This window comes from Methylobacterium symbioticum, assembly GCF_902141845.1.
GTDB classification, from domain to species: Bacteria; Pseudomonadota; Alphaproteobacteria; order Rhizobiales; family Beijerinckiaceae; genus Methylobacterium; species Methylobacterium symbioticum.
Genome location: NZ_CABFPH010000066.1, coordinates 1 through 19,276, shown reverse-complemented (window position 1 = coordinate 19,276; position 19,276 = coordinate 1). Strand labels below are relative to the sequence as shown.

The 19,276-nt window shown below is 70.7% G+C and carries 16 protein-coding genes; 5 read left to right on the top strand and 11 right to left on the bottom strand.

From position 1 onward, the window contains the following. Positions 1–173 precede the first annotated feature (173 nt). Complete coding sequence (locus MET9862_RS19595; RefSeq protein WP_142584572.1) at positions 174–1,100, top strand: LysR family transcriptional regulator; 927 nt, start codon at positions 174–176, stop codon at positions 1,098–1,100. A 274-nt stretch (positions 1,101–1,374) separates the two neighbouring features. Next, positions 1,375–1,542, top strand: coding sequence for a 50S ribosomal protein L33 (gene rpmG, locus MET9862_RS19590; RefSeq protein ID WP_142584571.1), 168 nt, complete (start codon positions 1,375–1,377; stop codon positions 1,540–1,542). A 299-nt stretch (positions 1,543–1,841) separates the two neighbouring features. On the opposite strand, the gene gltA is transcribed toward rpmG, so the two are convergent. Both gltA and gltX read right to left on the bottom strand, forming a co-directional pair. Further along, a complete protein-coding gene (gltA, locus tag MET9862_RS19585) occupies positions 1,842–3,131 on the bottom strand; it encodes a citrate synthase (RefSeq protein WP_142584570.1) in 1,290 nt (429 codons plus the stop codon). Positions 3,132–3,333: 202 nt separating this feature from the next. Beyond that, positions 3,334–4,761, bottom strand: coding sequence for a glutamate--tRNA ligase (gene gltX, locus MET9862_RS19580; RefSeq protein WP_142584569.1), 1,428 nt, complete (start codon positions 4,759–4,761; stop codon positions 3,334–3,336). Positions 4,762–4,929: 168 nt separating this feature from the next. On the opposite strand from gltX, the gene MET9862_RS19575 reads away from it, so the two are divergent. Further along, on the top strand, positions 4,930–7,179 hold the full coding sequence (locus MET9862_RS19575; RefSeq protein WP_142584568.1) for a ComEC/Rec2 family competence protein: 2,250 nt from the start codon (positions 4,930–4,932) through the stop codon (positions 7,177–7,179). On the opposite strand, the gene lexA is transcribed toward MET9862_RS19575, so the two are convergent. The 9 genes from lexA to MET9862_RS19530 form a co-directional block, all read right to left on the bottom strand. Next, positions 7,173–7,892 carry a transcriptional repressor LexA gene (gene lexA / locus MET9862_RS19570; RefSeq protein WP_142584567.1) on the bottom strand — a complete coding sequence of 240 codons (720 nt, stop codon included), beginning with the start codon at positions 7,890–7,892 and terminating at the stop codon, positions 7,173–7,175. The two genes, MET9862_RS19575 and lexA, sit on opposite strands and share 7 nt — an antisense overlap. A 125-nt stretch (positions 7,893–8,017) precedes the next feature. Continuing rightward, entirely contained in the window at positions 8,018–9,247 is a 1,230-nt protein-coding gene (locus MET9862_RS19565) for a molybdopterin molybdotransferase MoeA (RefSeq protein WP_142584566.1), read from the bottom strand. Next, positions 9,244–9,732, bottom strand: a complete 489-nt coding sequence (moaC, locus tag MET9862_RS19560) for a cyclic pyranopterin monophosphate synthase MoaC (protein ID WP_142584565.1) — start codon at positions 9,730–9,732, stop codon at positions 9,244–9,246. Before moaC ends, MET9862_RS19565 begins: the two co-directional genes overlap by 4 nt. Before the next feature lie 10 nt (positions 9,733–9,742). After that, complete coding sequence (trpC, locus tag MET9862_RS19555; RefSeq protein WP_142584564.1) at positions 9,743–10,615, bottom strand: indole-3-glycerol phosphate synthase TrpC; 873 nt, start codon at positions 10,613–10,615, stop codon at positions 9,743–9,745. 8 nt (positions 10,616–10,623) lie between these two features. Then, the gene (trpD, locus tag MET9862_RS19550) at positions 10,624–11,637 is read right to left on the bottom strand and encodes an anthranilate phosphoribosyltransferase (RefSeq protein ID WP_142584563.1); all 1,014 of its coding nucleotides are present in this window, start codon (positions 11,635–11,637) and stop codon (positions 10,624–10,626) included. 52 nt (positions 11,638–11,689) lie between these two features. Next, a complete protein-coding gene (locus MET9862_RS19545) occupies positions 11,690–12,304 on the bottom strand; it encodes an anthranilate synthase component II (protein WP_142584562.1) in 615 nt (204 codons plus the stop codon). Between the two features lie 100 nt (positions 12,305–12,404). Continuing rightward, complete coding sequence (locus MET9862_RS19540) at positions 12,405–14,090, bottom strand: methyl-accepting chemotaxis protein (RefSeq protein WP_142584561.1); 1,686 nt, start codon at positions 14,088–14,090, stop codon at positions 12,405–12,407. A 191-nt stretch (positions 14,091–14,281) separates the two neighbouring features. After that, positions 14,282–15,799 (bottom strand): anthranilate synthase component I, encoded by a 1,518-nt coding sequence (trpE, locus tag MET9862_RS19535; RefSeq protein ID WP_142584560.1) that lies wholly within the window; start codon positions 15,797–15,799, stop codon positions 14,282–14,284. Continuing rightward, positions 15,799–17,700 carry a peptidylprolyl isomerase gene (locus tag MET9862_RS19530; RefSeq protein WP_142584559.1) on the bottom strand — a complete coding sequence of 634 codons (1,902 nt, stop codon included), beginning with the start codon at positions 17,698–17,700 and terminating at the stop codon, positions 15,799–15,801. The genes trpE and MET9862_RS19530 overlap by 1 nt, the downstream gene beginning before the upstream one ends. Positions 17,701–17,899: 199 nt before the next feature. Between MET9862_RS19530 and tpiA the strand changes: the two genes are divergently transcribed. Together tpiA and secG are read left to right on the top strand one after the other, a co-directional pair. Then, positions 17,900–18,658, top strand: coding sequence for a triose-phosphate isomerase (gene tpiA / locus MET9862_RS19525; protein ID WP_142584558.1), 759 nt, complete (start codon positions 17,900–17,902; stop codon positions 18,656–18,658). Positions 18,659–18,833: 175 nt separating this feature from the next. Further along, positions 18,834–19,276 (top strand): preprotein translocase subunit SecG (secG, locus tag MET9862_RS19520; protein ID WP_142584557.1); only part of this gene is annotated, 443 nt, incomplete at its 3' end.

Sequence of the window (19,276 nt, the reverse complement as noted above, 5' to 3'; positions counted from 1 at the left end):
CACGCTCCCGCCACCGAACATGCAGGGCCGGCGGCCGGATCATCCTCCGGTCGCCGGCCCTCGCGTTTTTGGAGGATTGCCATGCTGCCGAGCCCAATTGTGGCAGGCGCCGGCCCACCCTACCTTCCGGCACGCCCGACGCCGTCCGCGCCGTGGCCGGCCCGGATACACCCGTGATCGACAAGCTGGACTTCCTGCTCGCGCTCGCCCGCGAGCAGCATTTCGGCCATGCGGCCGAAGCCTGCGGCGTGACCCAGCAGACCCTGTCGGCCGGGGTGAAGCAATTGGAGAACCGCTTCGGGGTCCAGCTCGTGCTGCGGGGTTCGCGCTTCCAGGGCTTCACGCCCGAGGGCGAGCGCGTGCTCGACTGGGCGCGCCGCATCGTGGCCGATGCGCGGGCCATGCACGAGGACGTGTCAGCATTGCGGAAGGGCCTGACGGGGCATCTGCGCATCGCCGCGATCCCCACCGCGCTCCCCATGGTGGCGACCCTCACGACGCCATACCGCGCCCGGCATCCGGGGGTGCGGCTCACGGTGGAGTCGACCACCTCGCACGACATCTTCTCGCTGATCGAGAACCTAGAGGCTGATGCCGGCCTGACCTACCTCGACAACGAGCCGCTCGGGCGCGTCATCGCCGTGCCGCTCTACCGCGAGCGCTACACCCTGCTCACGGCAGCCGGTGGCCCCTATGACGATCGCGCCTCGGTGACCTGGGCGGAGGTCGGGCGCATCCCGCTCTGCCTGCTGACGCCCAACATGCAGAACCGGCGGATCATCGACCAGCAGATCCGCGCGGCCGGCGGCGAGCCCGCCGCAACCCTCGAATCGAACTCGATGATCGTGCTGATGACCCATGTGCGCACCCTGCGCTGGGCAAGCGTGATGCCAGCGATCCTCGTGGATACCTTGGGGCCCATGGACGGCGTGCGCGCGATCCCGATCACGGCGCCCAACCTGGAGCATACGATCGGCCTCGTGGCGGCGCGACGCGAACCCTCGACGCCGATGATCACCGCTCTCGTCGGCATCGCCCGCAGTCTCGTCAGGACACTCGACGAGGGCCTCGACGGCATCCGGCCTGATCAGGGCCTGTAGGCTGGCGGCGACCCGGCGATGCGCATTCTGGCCCGACAGCGAGGGCCGAAGCGGCGCCTCGACAGTGCGTTCGCGGACCATGCGGATCCAGGGCCGATGCCTCCAGCCGGAGACCAGAAGCGGAGCCCAGCATCCGGTTCCGGAACCGGATCCTGCTTGACCTTTTGTGCCGGATCGGGCATTCACCCGCCCGTATTCGGCCGGGCCTGCCCGGCCCTTTTCGTTCTTGCGTTTCGCTCACGCGGAATGCCGCGAGATTCTGGAGCGCCGCAACATGGCCAAGGCCGTCACCGTCAAGATCAAGCTCATCTCCACTGCCGACACGGGCTACTTCTACGTTACCAAGAAGAACTCCCGTACGCAGACCGAGAAGCTCAGCATGCGCAAGTACGATCCCGTCGCGCGCAAGCACGTCGAGTTCAAGGAAGCCAAGATCAAGTAAGCTGTCGCCCGGCTATCACCGGCGTCATGACGAGGCCGTCCCCGTGAGGGGGCGGCCTTTTTTGTTGTTCGATTTTGCCGCTGCATCAGAGCGGACGGACACCGCGCATCTGTTGCAGTTCGTAGACGGCAAACCCGAGCGGCGGCACGATCAGGAGCAAGGCGAAGACGAGACCCATGGCTGCGTGACCTCCGTGGCGACGGGGATCAATGCGCGAGCCATCTCCAGGGTTCTACGCAAAGGAGCCGCCCCTATCCCGAGGCGGCTCCTGCGTTCCGGCGAAAGCGGCGGGCGCCGCGTCAGCCGCGCTGGGTGATCGGTACGTAGTCGCGCCGGTCGGAGCCGATATAGAGCTGGCGCGGGCGGCCAATCTTCTGCGAGGGATCCTCGATCATCTCCGCCCACTGCGCGATCCAGCCGACCGTGCGGGCCAGTGCGAACAGCACCGTGAACATGTCAGTCGGGAAGCCCATCGCCTTGAGGGTGATGCCCGAGTAGAAGTCGATGTTCGGGTAGAGCTTCTTCTCGATGAAGTACTCGTCCTTGAGAGCAATCTCCTCGAGCTTCACCGCGACCTCAAGCAGCGGGTCGTCCTGCTTGCCGAGCTCCTTCAGCACCTCATGGGTGGTGGTCTGCATGATGCGCGCGCGCGGGTCGTAGTTCTTGTAGACCCGGTGGCCGAAGCCCATCAGGCGGAAGGGATCACTCTTGTCCTTCGCCTTGGCAACGTAGGCGTCGACGCGGTCGGGCGTACCGATCTCCATCAGCATCTTCAGCGCTGCCTCGTTGGCGCCGCCATGGGCGGGCCCCCACAGGCAGGCGATGCCGGCCGCGATGCAGGCGAAGGGATTGGCACCAGACGAGCCGGCCAGACGGACCGTCGAGGTCGAGGCGTTCTGCTCGTGATCTGCATGTAGAATAAATATCTTGTCAAGCGCTCGGGAGAAGACCGGATTGATCTGGTACTCCTCGCACGGCACCGCGAAGCACATTCGCAGAAAGTTCGAGGTGTAGTCGAGCTCATTCTTCGGATATACGAAGGGCTGGCCGATCGAGTACTTGTAGGCCATCGCCGCCAGCGTGGGCATCTTGGCGATCATGCGGATCGAGGCGATCATCCGCTGCTGCTCGTCCGAGATGTCCGTGGAATCATGGTAGAAGGCCGAGAGCGCGCCGACGCAGGCCACCATCACCGCCATCGGATGGGCGTCGCGGCGGAAGCCCTGAAAGAAGCGGTTCATCTGGTCGTGCACCATGGTGTGGCGCGTGACCCGGTAGTCGAAATCCGCCTTCTGTGCCGCGGTCGGCAGCTCGCCGAACAGCATCAGGTAGCAGGTCTCGAGGAAATCGCCCTTCTCGGCGAGCTGCTCGATCGGGTAGCCGCGATAGAGCAGCACGCCCTCGTCACCATCGATATAGGTGATCTTCGACTCGCACGAGGCGGTCGAGGTGAAGCCCGGGTCGAAGGTGAAGGCGCCGGTCTGGGCATAGAGCTTGCCGATGTCGACGACGTCCGGACCGATGGTTCCCTTCTTGATCGGAAGCTCGACCTGCTTCCCGTCCACGGTGATGGTGCTGGTTCCGCTCATGGGACGTGGACCTTTCCTGGCAACGGATGCGGTGCCGGCCTTGCGCCGCGTCATCCGGCGGCCGGGGCCCCGAGCCCCGCATTTATGCTGCAGGTGCTCACAGGACCACCGGGTTAGCGGATCGACGGTGCGCCTTCAACGGGGCGCCCCCCGGCCACCCCTATCGCCGAAGCGAAACCCAGGCCACGATGTCAGGGCTGCGTCAGCTTCGTGCGGCCTGATCACGCAGCCGCGCGAGGCTCTCGTTGCGCCCGAGTACGGCCAGCACGTCGAAGAGCGGCGGAGAGGTCGTGCGGCCGGTGAGTGCAGCACGCAGCGGTTGCGCGACCTGTCCGAGCTTCACACCGCTGCTCTCGGCGAAGTGCCGAACCGCTGCCTCGGTCGCCGCAGCGTTCCATTCCGGCAGCGCCTCCAGCACGGGTAGCACCTCCGCGAGCCGCGCCCGGGCCTCCTCGCCCAGCAGGCCCTTCGCCTTCTCGTCCAGAGCGAGGGGACGGGCGGCGTAAAGGTAGTAGGCGCTGTCGAGGAGTTCGATCAGGGTCTTGGCTCGCTCCTTCAGCCCCGGCATCGCCGCGATGAATGTCTCGCGCAGCAACTCCGGGAGGGGCGCGGAGAGGCCGCGCGCAGCACCGATAGTCGGCAGCATCGCCTCGATTCCGGCCACTAGATCGGCATCGGCTGCGCCGCGGATATAGAGGCCGTTGAGGTTCTCAAGCTTGGCGAAGTCGAATCGCGCGGGCGAACGGCCAATCGCCTTCAGGTCGAAGGCCGACACCATCTCATCCGTGGAGAAGACCTCTTGGTCGCCATGGCTCCAGCCGAGGCGGACCAGATAGTTGCGCAGGGCGCTCGGCAGGTAGCCGAGGTCGCGATAGGCATCGACGCCGAGCGCGCCGTGGCGCTTCGACAGCTTGGCCCCGTCCGCCCCGTGGATGAGCGGGATATGGGCCATGGCCGGCACCTCCCAACCCAACGCGCGGTAGATCTGGGTCTGACGCGCGGCATTGGTGAGATGATCGTCGCCCCGGATGATCTGGGTGACGCCCATGTCGTGGTCGTCCACCACCACGGCCAGCATGTATGTCGGCGTGCCATCCGAGCGCAGCAGGACGAGGTCGTCGAGATCCCGGTTGGCCCAGGTTACGCGGCCCTGCACCGCATCCTCGACAACCGTCTCACCCTCGGTCGGGGCTCGCAAGCGAATCACGTAGGGCGCGCCGGCCGGCGCCTCGGCGGGATCCCGATCGCGCCAGCGCCCGTCATAGCGGGAGGGGCGCCCCTCGGCGCGGGCGCGCTCGCGCATCTCGGCGAGTTCCTCGGCCGTCGCGTAGCAGCGATAGGCGTTGCCTGAGGCCAGCAGGCTCTCGGCAACCTCGCGATGGCGCTCGGCGCGGGCGTACTGGAAGATCACCTCGCCGTCCCAGTCGAGACCGAGCCAGCGCATGCCCTCGATGATCGCGTCGATCGCCCCTTGCGTCGAACGCTCCCGGTCGGTGTCCTCGATGCGCAGCAGCATCCGCCCGCCATGGTGGCGCGCGTAGAGCCAGTTGAACAGCGCGGTGCGGGCACCTCCGATATGGAGGTAGCCCGTAGGCGAGGGCGCGAAGCGCGTGACGACGGGTGACGACATCGAACTCGGATAGCAGGTGCTGCGCGGGCGTCCAGCGGGGACGCATCGGCGTGCGGGCGGGAAGGATCGGTCGAGCCGAGCAGGCGGCTGTAGCATGGCCCTTCCGATGCGTTAAGAAAGCATCGGCGCCGCGCAGTTGTTCAGCGGCGACGAGCACAGGCACCAGCAATGGAGCGGATCGGCGCGGGTCGGACCGGGGGGAGCCTTGTGCTCGCCGCGGCCTCGCGTCCGCTGCGCTTCGCCGCGCCGGCCCTGCGAGACTGGTGCGGTGCTTGTCTCGTGCGGGAGGCCGCGCAGCGCCGGCTGTTCCCCTGGCTCGCAGTTGCCTACGGCGTCGGGATCCTTACTTTCTTCGCGCTCACGGACGGCGCGCCCGCGCTCTGGGCCCCGCTCGTCGCGGCTACGCTCTGCCTCGGCCCCCTACCCTGGCTCGGCGGCCGGCCCGTCGCCAGCGCGCTTCTGCTTGCCTTGGCCACGGCCTGGCTCGGCTTTGCGACCGCCGCCTGGCGCGTCTCACAGGTGGAAGCGCCCATCCTCACACGCATCACCGTCGCGACGCTGGCAGGCCTCATCGAATCGATCGAGGAGCGCGAAGAGGGTGCACGCCTTGTCGTGCTGGTCGGACACTTCGGCACGCTCCCGCCGGAGCGGATGCCGCGCCGGGTTCGCGTCTCCTACCGCAAGGCGCCGCCGCTCCGGCCGGGCGACTGGATCGAAGCTACCGCGCGCCTCTTGCCCCCGCCTGAGGCGGCGCGGCCTGGCGGCTACGATTTTGCCCGCGACGCGTGGTTTCGCGGGATCGGTGCGGTCGGATCCCTGGCGGGCCGCATCGCGGTGAAGCCCCCCGCCGAGGCGCCTCATCCGCTGACTCGCATCGCGGCGGAAGTCGACGCCGCCCGCAACACGCTCACCCGCCGTATCGCGGAGGCGACCGGCGGCCAAGCGGGTGCGGTCGCCGCCGCTCTGGTGACGGGCAAGCGGGGACTGATCGCGCCCATGACCAACGACACCCTGCGCGCGGCCGGGATCTACCATGTGGTCTCGATCTCCGGCCTGCACATGGTCCTGGCGGCAGGCGTCGTCTTCTGGTTGGTTCGGGCCGCTCTCGCCCTTGTTCCCCATCTTGCCCTGTTCTGGCCGATCAAGAAGATCGCCGCGGGCGCCGCGATGGCGGGCGTCACCGCCTATTGCATCTTCTCGGGCTGGGATGTCGCGGCTCAGCGCTCCCTCGTTATGACCCTGATCATGCTCGGCGCGATCATCGTCGACCGTCCAGCTCTCTCGATGCGCAATCTCGCGCTCGCCACCTTCGCCGCCCTCGCGCGCGAGCCCGAGGCCCTGCTCGGCCCGAGCTTCCAGATGTCGTTCGGGGCGGTCGCCGGGCTGATCGCCTGCGCGCGCTTCCTCGGCGGCGATCTGTTCCGCCGCGAGGGCGCCGGGCGGTTCGGGCAGATCCTCGCGGCGGCGCTCGCCACGGTGGTCGGTACGCTCGGCACGACGCTCGTCGCGCAGATCGCCACCGCCCCCTTCGCGACCTACCATTTCCAGACGCTGCAGCCGTTCGGGATCGTCGGCAATGCGCTGACCTTGCCTCTCGTCTCGCTGGTCGTGATGCCCTCCGCGGTGGCTGGCATCCTCGCCTATCCCTTCGCCCTCGACATGCCGGTCTGGTGGCTAATGGGGCAGGCCGTGCGGGGCATGCTCGCAATCTCGGCTTGGATCGAGGGGTTCGGTGGCGCGACGGTCGTGGTGCCGGCTTTCGCCCCGGCTGCCCTCCCCTGCCTCGCCGCCGCGCTCCTTCTCGCCACGCTGCCCATTTCCGGGCTGCGTTGGCTCTCTCTCGCGCCGGCCCTGGCCGGGCTCGCCCTCGCCGCGACGCCGGAGCGTCCCGACATCTACGTCGACCGTCAGGGCAGCGGGGCGGCCCTGCGCGGCGCCGACGGGCGGCTCTTCGCGCTCGGCAAGCCATCGGGCTTCGTGATGGAGCAGTGGCTCAAGGCGGATGGGGACGGACGCAAGCCCCAAGAGGCGGCGGGAGGTAGCGTTTGCGATCCGGTCGGCTGCGTCGGGCGCCTCGCCGATGGCCGCGCTGTAGCCTTCATCCGCGACCGCCGCGCCTTCGCGGAGGATTGCGCCCGGGCCGCGGTGGTCGTCTCAGGTCTCACGGCGCCGATGCATTGCAACGCCTTGGTCATCGACCGTGCTTATCTCGCACGGTACGGCGCCACAGCCCTTCGGGCGACACCGCAGGGCTTCGTCGCATCACACGTGCGTCGGACCGATCGTCCTGAACCACGCGGGTCCGACGGGTCTACGGATCGCCGCGCGACCGTGACGGACCCGCCCTCCACGGTGAGGCCATCCGATCCCCAGGATGAGCCTGCCGCCGACGATCCAGGGGATGATGCCCCTCAGTAGCGGCGGACGAGGCTGACGAGGCGCCCCTGGATCTGCACCCGGTCCGGACCCAGAACCCGCGTCTCGTAGGCTGGATTGGCCGCTTCCAGCGCGATCGAGGAACCGCGCTTGCGGAGCCGCTTCAGGGTCGCTTCCTCGTCGTCGATCAGGGCGACGATGATGTCGCCGGTATTGGCGGTATCTTGCTTGCGGATGACCACGAGGTCGCCGTCGAGGATGCCGGCCTCCACCATCGAGTCGCCGCGCACCTCCAGGGCGTAGTGCTCACCGCTCGCCAGGAAGTCGGGCGACAGGGTGATCGCGGAACTCTGGTTCTGAATCGCTGCGATCGGCGTACCGGCGGCGATCCGGCCCATGATCGGGATGGAGATGGCGCGGCCATGCTCGTCGGTGGCCTGCGCGGTCGGCCGTGCCGGTCCCTTCTTGCCGCCCTCGACCACGCTGGGGGTGAAGCGGCGCGCCTCGCCACCGGCCGGCGCGGCCGGCGCCGAGCCCAAGCTCTCGGGCAGGCGGATCACCTCGATCGCCCGCGCCCGGTTCGGCAGGCGGCGCAGGAAGCCACGCTCCTCAAGAGCGGTGATCAGGCGGTGGATGCCCGACTTCGACTTGAGGTCGAGGGCGTCCTTCATCTCATCGAAGGAGGGCGGCACGCCGCTCTCGCGCAGCCGCTGCTGGATGAAGCGCAGGAGATCCAGCTGTTTACGCGTCAGCATCGTGCGGCACTCGCATCCAGGAGAAGTCCGATTCGCGGCTTCTGAAAACAAACCACGAACACGTTAAACGTTCCACAAGTGTTCCGCAAGGGACCCTGGTGAGCGGAATGCTTCGTCAAACCCGCTCAGAGCAGGCGTCGGTCGAGGCGGATGATGCGGCAGGGCTCACCCGCCCTGGCGGCCGGAGCATGCGGCGGGCGGATCAGCAGGGCCTCGGAGCGGCCCAGCACCGCCAGCATGGAGGAATCCTGGCGCTGCTCCGGCACGGCCACCGGCAGGCGATCCGGGGCGGTGTCGAGTTGCGCGCGCATATAGTCCTCGCGCCCGTCATTGGCCTCGAGGTCGCGCCCGAGCAGGGCTGGCTCGCTGCGGTCGGCCCCCGCCTCGGGGTCGCCGAGCAGGGCCCGGATCGCCGGCACCACGAACAGGTAGCCGCAGACGATCGAGGAGACCGGGTTGCCGGGCAGGCCGATCACCAGCATCGGCCCGAGGCGCCCGTGCATCAGCGGCTTGCCGGGCCGCAGCGCGACGCGCCAGAAGCCGAGGTCCAGCCCGTCCCTGGCGAGTGTCCCCTGGACGAGGTCGTGGTCGCCCACCGAGGCCCCTCCGAGCGTCACCAGAAGGTCGGCCCGGGCCTCCTTCGCGTGGCGGAGGGCGTCTTCCAGCGCGACGGGGTCGTCCGCGGCGATGCCGAGGTCGATCGCCTCGCCGCCGGCCGCCTCGATGAGGGCGGAGAGCGCCAGCGCATTCGAGGCAACGATCTGGTCCCAGGCCGGGCTCTCACCCGGCGCGACCAATTCGTCACCGGTGGCGAGCACCGCGACACAGGGCCTGCGGCGTAGGGTCAGGAAGGGGCGGCCGGCAGCGGCAGCGAGGGCGATCCGGCGCGCATCGAGGCTTTCACCTGCGCGCAGCAGCATGTCGCCCTCCGCAAAGTCGAGGCCGGCGCGGCGCAGGAAGCGGCCGGCGGCGACCGGCTCCAGCACGCACACCGTCCCGTCCCCGGCCCGCGCGTTCTCCTGGATCAGGATGGCGTCGGCGCCCTCCGGCACCGGCGCGCCCGTGAAGATCCGGACCGCCTCGCCGGGCCCGATCGCCTCGCGGAACCCGTGGCCGGCGGCGCTGATGCCGATGAGCTTGAGCGTCGCTCCGGCCCGGTCCGCATCGGCGGCCCGCACCGCGTAGCCATCCATAGCGGAGGCCCGGAAGGGCGGCTGCGTGCGCGTCGCCGTAACATCTTCGGCGAGGGTACGTCCGGCGGCTCGGGCCAGGGGCACGGTCTCGGCTTCGACAGGCCCCGGCACCGAGGCCAGCACCCGCCGCAGCGCCTCCGCAACCGGGATCAGGCCGCTCACGCCCGCGCCTCGTCCGCGCGGTAGGCGCCGGAACGGCCGCCATCCTTGGCGATCAGGCGGATCCCCTCGATGCGCATGCCGCGGTCCACAGCCTTCACCATGTCGTAGACCGTGAGGCAGGCTACCGACACGGCGGTCAGCGCCTCCATCTCGACCCCGGTCGGTCCCTGCACCCGCACCTCGGCGGTCAGGCGCAGACCCGGCAAGGCATCGTCGAGGGCGCACTCCACCTTCACCTTCGAGAGGAGCAGGGGGTGGCAGAGGGGGATCAGTTCGTGGGTGCGCTTGGCCGCCATGATGCCAGCGAGCCGCGCCGTGCCAATGACGTCGCCCTTCTTGGCATCGCCTTCGCGGATCAGCGCGAGGGTCTCGGGCCGCATCGCCACGAAGCCCTCCGCCACCGCCGTGCGGTCGGTCGCGGGCTTCTCGGTGACGTCGACCATGTTGGCCGCGCCGCTCGCGTCGAGATGGGTCAGGCCCGTCATGGCGCGCCGCTCACGCCTTCGCCTTGCGGGCGGCCTTCTCGCCGAACAGGAGCGCGCGCGTCGCCGCAGTCACATCCGCCTGCCGCATCAAGCTCTCGCCGACGAGGACGGTCTCGAGCCCATGTGCGCGGAGGCGCTCCACGTCGTCATGTATGGAGATGCCGCTCTCGGCCACGGCGATGCGGTCCTTCGGGATCCCGGGTCCGAGCCGGATTGCCGTGTCGAAGGAGACGTCGAAGGTCTTGAGGTTGCGGTTGTTGACGCCGATCAGCGCCGTGCCGAGCGGGATGGCGCGGGCGAGCTCGGCCTCATCGTGCACCTCGGCCAGCACGTCCATGCCGAGGTCGTGCGCGGTCTCGACCAGGGCCTCCGCCTCGTCGTCGTCGAGGCAGGCCATGATCACAAGGATGCAGTCGGCTCCCCAGGCCCGGGCCTCGTAGACTTGGTAGGGCTCGAACAGGAAGTCCTTGCGCAGCACCGGCAAGGTGCAGGCCGCGCGCGCCTCGCCGAGATAGTCCGGCTTGCCCTGGAAGGAGGGCTCGTCGGTGAGCACCGAGAGGCAGGTGGCGCCTCCTTCTGCGTAGGCTGCGGCGAGGGTTGCCGGGTCGAAATCGGCCCGGATCAGGCCCTTGGAGGGCGATGCCTTCTTCACTTCGGCAATCAGGGCCGGGCGGCCGGCCGCGATCTGCGCGCGGATCGCGTCGGCGAAGCCGCGGGGCGGATCGGCCTCGGCCACGCGGGCCTCGAGCGTCGAGAGCGGCACGCGCAGCTTCGCCTCGGCGATCTCGCGGCGCTTGTAGGCCTCGATCCGGGCGAGCACGCTCGGGCGCTCGGCGCCGGCCCCGGCGTCCGGCACGGGCGCGGAGGGGGTGGCGGAGGACATCGGTGCTCCTATCCGTTCGAGACCGCGACGAGGCGGGCGAGCGTCGCGCGGGCCGCACCCGAATCGATCGCATCCTGCGCCCGCGCGACACCCTCGGCCAGGGTGCCGGCGGCGCCTGCGACGACGAGGGCCGCGCCTGCATTGAGAACCGCGATGTCGCGGTATGCGTTGCGTTCGCCCGCGAGAACCGCCTCGAGCGCCCGGGCATTGTGCTCGGGATCGCCCCCGCGCAGCTCCTCGAGGCTGCGCAGCGGCAGGCCCACCGCGCGCGGATCGATGGTGAAATGCGTGATCCGGCCCGCCTCGAGGGCGACGACGGCGGTGGGGCCGGTCACCGTGATCTCGTCGAGCCCGTCCGAGCCGTGCACGGTCCAGACCCGGCGGCTGCCGAGCTCGGCGAGGACCCGCGTCAGCGGCTCGGCCCAGCTCCCCTGCGAGACCCCGAAGAGCTGGCGCTCGACGCCGGCCGGGTTCGAGAGCGGCCCGAGCAGGTTGAAGATCGTGCGCACCGGCAATTCCGCGCGCACGGCGGCCACGTGGCGCATGGCGCCGTGATGGGCCTGGGCGAACATGAAGCAGAGGCCGGCCTCCGCGAGGCAGCGGCTGAGCGCCTCCGGGGGCAGGCCGAGCTTGACCCCGAGCGCGGCGAGCACATCCGCGGCGCCGGAGCGCGAGGTCGCGGCGCGGTTGCCGTGCTTGGCCACCGGCACCCCGCAGGCGGCCGTGAGGATCGCGGCGAGCGTCGAGACGTTGTAGCTGCCCGAATGGTCGCCGCCGGTGCCGACCACGTCGACGGCCTCCGCGCCGCCCGCGACCCGGACCATGCGCGCGCGCATGGCCTCGACGGCGCCGACGATCTCCTCGACGCTCTCGCCGCGGACCTTGAGGGCGACCAGGAAGGCGCCGGCCTGGACGGGCGTGACCTCGCCGGAGAGGAGATCCTCGAAGGCGGCGCGCGCCTCGGCGCGGTCGAGCGCCTGGCCGTTCGCGACCTTCGCCAGATAGGGCTTGAACGATTCCATGCGCGCGGGGTGAGCGAGACCGTGGGCGTCACGCGTGTGCGTGACGCAGGCGTCAATGCACGCCCGGCCCGCGCTTGTCACGCGCCGCGTTCCAGGCCGCGGCGATGTCGAGGAAATTGCGCAGGATCCGGCTGCCATGCTCCGAGAGGATGCTCTCGGGATGGAACTGCACGCCGTGCACGGGGAGCCGCGTGTGCTCCAGCCCCATGATCAGCCCGTCGGCCTCCGCCGTGACGGCGAGGCTGTCCGGGCAGCCGTCCCGCTCCACCACGAGCGAGTGGTAGCGGGTGGCGTCGAAGCTGTCGTTGAGGCCGCGGAACACGCCGCGCGCCGCGTGCCGGATGGTCGAGACCTTGCCGTGCATCGGGGTCGGCGCACGCACCACCGCGCCGCCGAAGGCCTGCCCGATCGTCTGCAGGCCGAGGCAGACGCCGAAGATCGGGATCTCGCCGCTCAGGGCCTTCACCGCATCGAGGCAGATCCCGGCCTCGTTCGGCGTGCAGGGGCCTGGCGACAGCACCAGGGCGTCCGGCGCCTTGGTGCGGATCTCGTCCACCGTGACCGCATCGTTGCGCACGACCTCGATCGACCCGCAGAGCGGGCCGATCAGGTGGACGAGATTCCAGGTGAAGGAATCGTAGTTGTCGATGACGAGGACGTTGGCCATGGCCGGCGGCTTTCCGGAAGATCCCTGCCGATGTGGACGTCTATCCGCCGATGGTCAACCGGAACCCGCGGACGCACCGGCTGCATCCGGCGGGCGGCCGCTACGCCCCGGCCGCGCGCACCCGCCGCAGGAAGGTCGTGACCGCGGCCTCGAGGCTCGCGGCGCCCTCGCCCACGCGCACCGCCCCGCTGCGGACCTCGCCCGCCCGCTCGGCATTCGAGGCGGCGGCGCCGCGCATGTCGGCGACGCTGTCGGACACCGTCCGCACCTCGGTCGCCGCCCGCGCGATGGCCGAGGCGATCTCCTGGCTGGCCTGCCCCTGCTGCTCGGCCGCGCCCGAGACCTCCGACGCGATCAGCCCCAGCTGCACCACGGTGCTCCGGATCGAGCCGATCGCCGCGGCGGTGCCGCCGGAGGCGGCGGCGATCGCCTCCACCTGGGCGACGATGCGGTCCGTGGCGAGCGCGGTCTGCCCGGCCAGAGCCTTGACCTCGGCGGCGACCACGGCGAAGCCGCGGCCCGCGGCGCCCGCCCGAGCCGACTCGATCGTGGCATTGAGGGCGAGCAGGCTGGTCTGGTCCGCCACGCTCCGGATCAGGGAGATCACGGTGCCGATCTCTGCCGCCGCCTTGGCGAGGGCCTGGACCGTCTCCTCCAGGCTGCGGGTATCGGACAGGGCCACATCCGAGATGGTGCGCGCCCGCTCGACCTGCTCGGCGATGGCCTGGGCCGAGCTCGACAGCTCCTCGGCCGCGCCCGCGATTCCGTTCCCCAGCTCGGCCGACTGCCCGGAGGCGCCGGAGACGATCCCGGCGCGGCCCGCCATGTCCTGCGCCGTGCCGGTCAGGGCATCGGCGGCCGCCCGCATCGCGTCGGACGAGCCCGCGAGTTCGGCGACGGCGGCGCCGGTCTCGACCTCGAAGGCCTGGGTCGCCGCGGCGAGCCGCGCGGCCCGCGCCGCGTCCTCGGCCACCCGCGCCCGGGCCGACAGGTCGAGCCGCTCCTTCTCGATCAGGGCCGCCTGGAAGGCCGAGATGGTCCGCGCCATGGCGCCGACCTCGTCGCGGCGGGCCGTGAACGGCACGGCGCCGTCGAGCCGGCCCGCCGCCAGCGCCTGCATGGCCTGCCGCAGCCGGTTGAGGGGATCGCGGATCTGGGTGATCACGATCCACAGGGCCGCGACGAGGCCGAGCCCGATCGCCAGGGCCGGGCCGGCGATCAGCGCGAGGGTGGCGCGGTGCCGCGCCGCGGCCGTCGCCTGCCGCTGCGCGTCGAGGGTCGCCAGCACGCTGCGGCCGAGATCGTTGATCCGCGCCACCATCCGCTCGCGGTTGGCCACCGTCGCCTCGTCGGTGCCCTGGATCAGGGCCGCCTTCGGCGAGACCGTGAGGCCGAGCTCCGCCGTATCGGTCTGGTAGGCCACGAACTCCTTCACGGCGAGGTCGAGCCGGCGCGCCTCCGCGGGCGGAAGCTGGCTCTCCATCGCGGTGAGGAACGGCCCGCGCAGTCGCTCCACCTCGGCGAGCGCCGCCTGCAGGCCGGCGAGGCGCCCCCGCGCCTCCTCCGTGTCGGCGGCGGTGTAGAGGCCGGTGGCCTGCACCACCGCGTGCTCGATGGCGTGGGCGAGGCCGCTGGCCTGGAGGCCGGCATTCCACACGGCCTCGGTCCGCTCGGACCAGCGCTGGCGCTCGGCCGCCTCGTGGAGGGCGAAGCCCGAGATGCCGGCCGCGATGCCGCCGAGGAGGACGATCACGGCGATGAGCTTGAGGCTTAAGGAGATGCGCATGTCGCTGCTGCCGCATGCATTCGTGTGCGATGCAGCGAGCGGATAAGCCGCGTTCCTTGCGCGAACTTTAAATATAGTCACCTAAGCTTCAGAATAGCTCAGAAATATGCTTCCCTCACGCAACAACGCCAACTCTTCGACTTTCAGCCGTCGAAGAAGTATTTTCGATCAATCTTTCAACAAACCCGGCGTCACTGCCCCCGACGCGCCTGGGCCGCGAAGCGCACGGCCTCCTCCGCCGCCCGGAACAGGGCGCGCGCCTTGTTGACGCATTCCTGCTGCTCGGAGGCCGGGTTCGAATCGTAGACGATGCCGGCGCCCGCCTGGACGTGCATGCGCCCGTCCTTCACGATCGCGGTGCGCAGCACGATGCAGGTGTCCATCTCGCCGCGCGCGCCGAAATAGCCGATGCAGCCGCCATAGGGGCCGCGCTTCTCGCGCTCCAACTCGTCGATGATCTCCATCGCCCGCACCTTCGGCGCCCCGGAGACCGTGCCGGCGGGGAAGCCCGCGGAGAGCGCCGAGAGGGCGTCGTGGGCGGGATCGATCTCGCCCTCGACGTTCGAGACGATGTGCATCACCTGGCTGTAATATTCGAGGAAGAACGAGTCCGTGACGCGCACGCTGCCGATGCGGGAGACGCGGCCGACATCGTTGCGGCCGAGATCGAGCAGCATCAGGTGCTCGGAGCGCTCCTTCGGATCGGCGAGCAGTTCCTCGGCGAGCGCCCTGTCCTCGGCCGGCGTGGCACCGCGGCGGCGGGTGCCGGCGATCGGGCGGATCGTCACTGTGCCGTCGCGCAGGCGGACCAGGATCTCGGGGCTGGAGCAGACGATCTGGAATCCCTCGAAATCGAGGTAGCACAGGAAGGGCGCCGGGTTCGTCCGGCGCAGGGACCGGTAGAGCGCGAAGGCGGGAAGCGTGAAGGGCGCCTCGAAGCGCTGCGACAGCACCACCTGGAAGATGTCGCCCGCGACGATGTACTCCTTGGCCTTGGCCACCATCGCCGCGTAGGCGTCCGGCGGCGTGTTCGAGACGGGCTCGGGCTGGGCCACGTCGCCGAGGTCGATCCGCGCCTCGATCGGGAGCGGGCCCTCCAGCGCCTCCGCCACCCGGTCGAGCCGGGCGAGCGCGGCCTCGTAGGCGGCCCGGGCCGGGACGCCCTCGGCGGGCCGCACCGGGCAGACCACGGTGATGAGGTCGCGCACCGCGTCGAACACCACCATGGTGCGCGGGCGGATCATCACCGCGTCCGGCACGCCGAGCGGGTCCGGGTTCGGCGCGGGCAGACGCTCCATGGCCCGGACCATGTCGTAGCCGAGATAGCCGAACAGGCCGGCCGCCATCGGCGGCAGGTCCTCGCCCGTGTCGCCGATCGCGCTCTCGGCGATGAGCGCCCGCAGGCTCTCCAGCGGCGCCCGCGCATCCGGCTCGAACCGGGCGAGGTCCGGTCCGTGCGTGCGCTCGGCGCGGCCGTCGCGGCAGCGCCAGATCAGGTCGGGGTCGAGGCCGATCATCGAGTAGCGCCCGCGCACGGCGCCCCCCTCGACGGATTCGAGCAGGAAGGCCGGCCCGGCCTGGCAGGCCCTGAGCTTCAGGAAGGCCGCGACCGGGGTCTCGAGATCGGCCACCAGGGTGAGGCTGAGCAGCGTCGGCCGGCCGGCCTCGTAGGCCGCCCGGACGGCGGCGAAGTCGCTCGATTCGGGCATCAGTACTCGCCGCCGATCGCGCGGCGCAGAGCGGCCTGGTTGATGCTCACGCCCGCATTCTTCTGGACCTCGGCGATGTACTGGCCGAGCACGTCGTCGGCGAGCGCCGTGCGGAAGTTGCCCTCCACCGTCTTGTCGCTCGGGCTGCCCGGCACGTAGGCCGGCATGGTCGCGGCGGTGACCTTGAACACCACGCGGTTGTCGCCCGCGGGCGCGGAGCCGGCCTTGCCGACATTGGTGGCGAAGAGGCGCTCGACCACGTCGGTGGTCAGACCCTCCTTCGCCTGGTTGCGGGCGATGTCCTCGGTCTTCTGCACGTTGAGGCCGGCCGACTGGGCCACGGCCTCGATGTCCTCGCCCTTGTCGAGACGCCCGGCGAGCGCCTTGGACGTGTCCTGCAGGCGCTTGGCGATCTCGGCCGCGCGCCAGCCGGCGGCGACCGCGTCGCGGACCTGGTCGAGGGGCTTGTCGTGGGCGGCGTCGATCTTCGTCACGTCGTACCAGACATAGCCGCCGGCCTTGGTGCGCAGGGGCTCGTTGTCGCCGCCGATCTCGGCCCGGAACAGGGCCGGCAGCGTCGTGTCGGGCTCCGGGATGTCGGCGACCTTCGCGCCCGCGGCATCCTGTCCCTGGGCATCGACGGCCGGGACGGTGACGAGGGGCAGGTCGCGCTCCTTGGCGATCTCGGCGAGGGGCTTGGCGCTGGCGCGCTGGTCCTCGACCGCGTCGTGGATCGTGTCGACCTGCTCGCGGGCGCGGGCCTGCGCCACCTGCTTGCGGATCTCCGGCTCGACCTCGGAGAGCGGCTTGGTGGTGCCGGGCTCGATCGCGGTGACGTGCAGGAGCACGGTGCCGAAGCGGCCCTTCACCGGCGCGCTGACGCCGCCCGACGCCAGGCCGAAGGCGGCCTCGGCCACGGCGGGATCGAACAATTCGGCCTTGGTCAGGGTGCCCAGCGTCAGGTCCTTGCCGTCGGTGCCGCGCTCGGTCGCGACCGCCTCGAAGGTCTTGGCGCCGGATTCGATCGCCTTGCGCGCCTCCTCGGCCGCGGCCGCGTCGGGGAAGACGATCTGCTGGATGGTGCGGCGCTCGGGCGTGCCGAACGTGCTCTTGCGCGCCTCGTAGAGCTTCTGGACCTCCTCGGCGCTGACGGCGTCGGGCTTGGCCAGGCGCTCGGGATCGAGGACGAGGAGGCTCGCGGCGCGGGTCTCCGGAGCGCGGAAGCCCGACTTGTTCGCCTCGTAATAGCCCTTGAGGTCGTCCTCGCTCGGGCTCGGGATGTCGCCCGCGACGGAGGGCGTCAGCACCATGTAGGACGCGGCGCGGCGCTCGGTGGCGTAGCGGTGCACCGCCTCGCGCATGGCCTGCGGCACGGCGAGGTCGGCGGTGACGGCCTCGGCGAGCTGGAGCCGGGCGATCACGGCGCGCTGCTCGCGCACGAACATCGGCTCGTTGAGGCCCGCCCGCTGCAAGGTCTGGTAGAACAGCGCCGGATCGAAGCGCCCTTCCGCGTTCTGGAAGCTCTTCTCGTCGTGGATCGCGCGGATCACCGCCGCGTCCGGCACGGCGAGGCCGAGGTCGCGCGTCTTCTGGTCGAGGGCGGCCTCGGTGACGAGCTGGGCCATCACCTGCCGCTCGATGCCGAGCGCCCGGGCCTGGTCCGGCGTCAGGTTGCGGCGGAACTGCGCCTGGAAGCGCTGAAGCTGGTTCTGGTAGGCGGTGCGCACGGATTCGGCGCTGATCGGCGTCTTGCCGACGGTGGCCACCGTGGTGCTGGCGCTGCCGCGGAAGAACTCCTCGACGCCGAAGATGCCCACGCCCGCGATGAGCAGGGTGAAGATGACCGTCAGCACGATCTTGCCGAGCCAGTGCTGGCTCGCGTCCCGGATGTTCTGAAGCATGCTCGCGTCCTCCCGCGCCCGTGGGCGGCGGGCCGTCCTCTTCGTTTGCGCCCGCGATAGACCATCCCGGGGCGGGGAGCAAAGGCGGCATCCCCGGGTCGGCCCGGTTGTCAGCCGGTTGCAGGCCGGCCGGTTTGCGCGCCCAAGCTCGCTCTGCTAGGCCCCGGGTCGCTTCAAGAGGCGCGTGGGGGTGATGGGTATGGCGAGCAGGCGGCGTCCTCTGGTTGCAGGCAACTGGAAGATGAATGGCACGCGCGCCTCTGTCGCGACGGTCGAGGCGATCCGGGACGGCCTGTCGCCCAAGCTCGTCGAGACGATCGACGTGCTGATCTGCCCGCCCGCGACGCTGATCGGCTCCTGCGTCGCCGCCACCTACGGCTCGGCCGTCGCCATCGGCGGCCAGAACCTGCACGCGCGCCCGAGCGGCGCCTTCACCGGCTCGATCTCCGCCGAGATGCTGGCCGATCTCGGCGCGAAATACGTGATCGTCGGCCATTCCGAGCGGCGCGCCTACCACCACGAGACCGATGACGGCGTGCATGCCAAGGCCCTCGGCGCCCGCCGCGCGGGCCTGTGCGGCATCATCTGCGTCGGCGAGACCCTGGAGGAGCGCGAGCAGGGCCGGGCGCTCAGCATCGTGCGGGCGCAGCTCGCGATCGGCACCCCGAAGGGCGCGACCGCCGCGGACACGGTGATCGCCTACGAGCCGGTCTGGGCGATCGGCTCGGGCCGCACCCCGACCCCGGCCGAGATCGCCGAGGTGCACGCCTCCTTGCGCGAGATGCTGGACAAGCTCGTCGGCGACGAGGCGCAGAAGATCCGCATCCTCTACGGCGGCTCGGTGAAGCCCTCGAACGCCCGCGAGCTGCTCTCCGTCGAGAACGTCGACGGCGCCCTGGTCGGCGGCGCGAGCCTCGTCGCCGAGGACTTCCTGGGGATCTGCAACGCCTACGCCTGAGGGCGCGCGGATCCGACAGGCCGGCCGCCATCCGGTTGGCGTGGGGCCGCTTCTGGTGTAAGGGCCCCGGCAAGATTCGTGGCCCGGGCCGTCTCACGGCCGCCGGGCCACCCTGCGCGCGCTCCTCAGCTCCTGCGAAGGATCGGCCCGCGCCGTGGCCTTTTTCGGAACACCGATGCAGACCGTCCTGATCGTCGTCCACCTCATCATCGTGCTCGCGCTGATCGGCGTGGTGCTGCTGCAGCGCTCCGAGGGCGGCCTCGGGCTCGGCGGCGGCGGCAGCGGCGGCGTCTCCGGCTTCATGACCGGCCGCGGCCAGGCCAACGCCCTGACCCGCGCCACCGCGATCCTGGCCGCCCTGTTCTTCGTCACCAGCATGACGCTGGCCGTGATGTCGCACCGCTCGGCCGGGCCGCGCTCGATCCTGGAGGGCGCCGGCGGCGCGAATCAGCCCGCCCGCCAGCAGCCGGGCGGGGCCGACAACCTGCTCGACAGCCTGCGCCAGCAGCAGAACCAGCAGGGCCAGGCCGCGCCCCAGGCCACGCCGCAGACCCCTGCGCCCGCCGCGCCGCAGGCGCCCGCTCCGGCCCAGCCGGCCGAACCCCAGGCGCCGCAGTC

What these genes read in the sequence shown, in the direction of transcription:
- lexA (WP_142584567.1), bottom strand. Translation starts at nt 7,892, where the DNA reads ATGCTGACGCGTAAACAGCTGGATCTCCTGCGCTTCATCCAGCAGCGG.
- gltX (WP_142584569.1), bottom strand. Translation starts at nt 4,761, where the DNA reads ATGTCGTCACCCGTCGTCACGCGCTTCGCGCCCTCGCCTACGGGCTAC.
- trpD (WP_142584563.1), bottom strand. Translation starts at nt 11,637, where the DNA reads ATGGAATCGTTCAAGCCCTATCTGGCGAAGGTCGCGAACGGCCAGGCG.
- tpiA (WP_142584558.1), top strand. Translation starts at nt 17,900, where the DNA reads ATGGCGAGCAGGCGGCGTCCTCTGGTTGCAGGCAACTGGAAGATGAAT.
- gltA (WP_142584570.1), bottom strand. Translation starts at nt 3,131, where the DNA reads ATGAGCGGAACCAGCACCATCACCGTGGACGGGAAGCAGGTCGAGCTT.
- rpmG (WP_142584571.1), top strand. Translation starts at nt 1,375, where the DNA reads ATGGCCAAGGCCGTCACCGTCAAGATCAAGCTCATCTCCACTGCCGAC.
- MET9862_RS19530 (WP_142584559.1), bottom strand. Translation starts at nt 17,700, where the DNA reads ATGCTTCAGAACATCCGGGACGCGAGCCAGCACTGGCTCGGCAAGATC.
- trpE (WP_142584560.1), bottom strand. Translation starts at nt 15,799, where the DNA reads ATGCCCGAATCGAGCGACTTCGCCGCCGTCCGGGCGGCCTACGAGGCC.
- MET9862_RS19575 (WP_142584568.1), top strand. Translation starts at nt 4,930, where the DNA reads ATGGAGCGGATCGGCGCGGGTCGGACCGGGGGGAGCCTTGTGCTCGCC.
- MET9862_RS19540 (WP_142584561.1), bottom strand. Translation starts at nt 14,090, where the DNA reads ATGCGCATCTCCTTAAGCCTCAAGCTCATCGCCGTGATCGTCCTCCTC.
- trpC (WP_142584564.1), bottom strand. Translation starts at nt 10,615, where the DNA reads ATGTCCTCCGCCACCCCCTCCGCGCCCGTGCCGGACGCCGGGGCCGGC.
- moaC (WP_142584565.1), bottom strand. Translation starts at nt 9,732, where the DNA reads ATGACGGGCCTGACCCATCTCGACGCGAGCGGCGCGGCCAACATGGTC.
- MET9862_RS19545 (WP_142584562.1), bottom strand. Translation starts at nt 12,304, where the DNA reads ATGGCCAACGTCCTCGTCATCGACAACTACGATTCCTTCACCTGGAAT.